This is a genomic window from Salinicoccus albus DSM 19776 (assembly GCF_000385175.1).
Taxonomy (GTDB): Bacteria; Bacillota; Bacilli; order Staphylococcales; family Salinicoccaceae; genus Salinicoccus; species Salinicoccus albus.
The window spans coordinates 1-2,071 of record NZ_ARQJ01000005.1 but is presented as its reverse complement, the minus strand read 5'-3'; the positions used below and the strand labels follow the sequence as shown (position 1 = coordinate 2,071).

The window sequence follows — 2,071 nt, the reverse complement described above, 5'->3', positions numbered from 1 at the left end:
ACGCCATGTGAATTTCATGTTATATTGAAGTTAGCAGACTCTCAATAAAGGAATGAAATCACATGACGCAACTTCATGATACCACTGAATCCATCCAAGGAAAACATTTGACCAAAGATGAACGGGCCCCAATTGAGATTTTAAGGAAAGAGGAATACTCTAACCGTGCGATTGCGAAACGTTTGAAGCGTGCACCGCAGACCATCAATAACGAAGTCAACCGCGGGACCGTCCGGCAGATACGCCGCCAGAAGCACAATGGAAAGACATATGAATACGGCTACCATGCCTATGATCCGGACTATGCCCAAATGCGCTATGAAGAGAACCGCCGCCACTGTGGCCGGCAACCGAAATGGTGTCTGTCTGATACCTTTGTCGACTGGGCCGATATACAGATGCTGGATTACCGCTGGTCGCCGGATGCGGTCATTGGTGCGGCGAAACAGCGGGAGTTGTTCCCGGCCGAACTGATTCCGTGTACGACGACGCTCTACACCTGGATCGACCGGCAGATCATGCGGACGAAGAACATCTACCTGACGGAGAAACTTCGCCGTAACACAAAATCAAACAAGCGAAAGGACCGCCAGCACAAACGCAACTTAGGCCCATCCATCACTGAACGGCCGGCAGCTGTCGAATCCCGGGAGACATTTGGTCACTGGGAAATCGACACCGTCATCGGCGCAAAACACAAGGATGATGCCGTGCTGCTGACATTGGCGGAACGACAGACCCGATTTGAGGTGCTTTTGAAAATTGATGGCAAGGCTGCCCAACCGGTCACTGCGGCGGTTGAATCGCTTATTGAACGGGCCGGCGCGCACATGCCGTCATTATTCAAAACCATCACATCCGATAATGGTTCCGAGTTCAGCACACTCCATGAAACATTGAAGTCTGTGACCGATGTGTACTTTGCCCGGCCGTTTGCCTCATATGAACGGGGCACCAGTGAGAACCAGCACAAGCTGATTCGCCGGTTCATCCCGAAAGGTCAGTCCATCTCATCTATTAGTGACCGGCAAGTTCAACGCATTCAGCGGTGGATGAATGACTACCCGCGCAAAATCCTGGACTACCAGACGCCTCATGAGTGTTTCGCCAAGGCATTCAATCAGACACAAACAGTTCAAAGCGCCTAGGTAAAATTTTCTCCTCCCCCTCGGGGGAGGAGAAACCCAGCCCCAGAGGGCTTTCACAAACTCTGGTTTGGGGTGATACCCGGGTGGCTAACTTAAACTTGAAATTCGCGTATGAATATTTTTTTATATATTAACCTGAATTATTCATAGAAAAATATTAACCCTAAATTTCAAGTCCAAGTTAGCCACTGGTCCAGTCCCCGGTATGAGGAGATTGTGAATGGATGATAGACGTTGACTATCCCCCTAGGGGGATAAAGAAATTTTACACTTTTCTAAGCGATGGCCTTCATCTCTGTCATGAGTGCGTTCTGTGGCGTGCGGTAATTGAGCTGCTTCCGCGGATATGTATTCATCCACTTTTGTACGCGTAAGATTTGCTGCTGAGTCGCTTGACTGATCGGTTGACTTTTCGGTATAAACCGTCGAATCAATTTGTGCTGATTTTCACTGGTGCCGCGTTCATAAGATGCATACGGATGACTAAAATATACTTGGGTCGTCTCTTTTAAATCGGTTTCTAAAGTGCTGAACTCCGACCCGTTATCCGACGTGATGGTTTTAAACAGCGCAGGCATGTCTGTGCCGGTGCGCGCGGCCAATGACTGAACGGCTTTTGAAATCGATGACACATCCTTCCGGTCGACTTTAATGATGCATTCAAACCTTGTTTTACGTTCTGCCAGAGTGAGCAGTACTTCATCATTTTCACCTTTGGTCCCCAGTACCGTATCAATTTCCCAGTGTCCAAATTCTGCTCGGTCTTCAATATGTTCCGGCCGGGCTTCAATGGAAGTGCCCAACTTGCGCTTGTTTGCTTGACCGTGTCGGCCGGTCTTTCTGGGCGCCCGGCTGACTTTCTCAAGCAGATCGATATTCTTCGTCCGCATCAACCCGATGTTAATCCAATGATAGAGCGTCGT

Annotated in this window: 2 protein-coding genes; one reads left to right on the top strand and one right to left on the bottom strand. The window is 49.2% G+C overall.

Translation table 11 applies throughout. The annotated features are described in order from the left end of the window. The first annotated feature begins 62 nt into the window (after positions 1 to 62). The gene (locus G343_RS0100100; protein ID WP_020006095.1) at positions 63 to 1,148 is read left to right on the top strand and encodes an IS30 family transposase; all 1,086 of its coding nucleotides are present in this window, start codon (positions 63 to 65) and stop codon (positions 1,146 to 1,148) included. 275 nt (positions 1,149 to 1,423) lie between these two features. Here G343_RS0100100 and G343_RS0100095 read toward each other — a convergent pair. Next, on the bottom strand, positions 1,424 to 2,071 hold a 648-nt coding region (locus G343_RS0100095), incomplete at its 5' end, for an IS30 family transposase (RefSeq protein WP_020006094.1).

Excerpts from the sequence above, each read along its gene's own strand:
- G343_RS0100100 (WP_020006095.1), top strand. The coding sequence starts at position 63 with ATGACGCAACTTCATGATACCACTGAATCCATCCAAGGAAAACATTTG.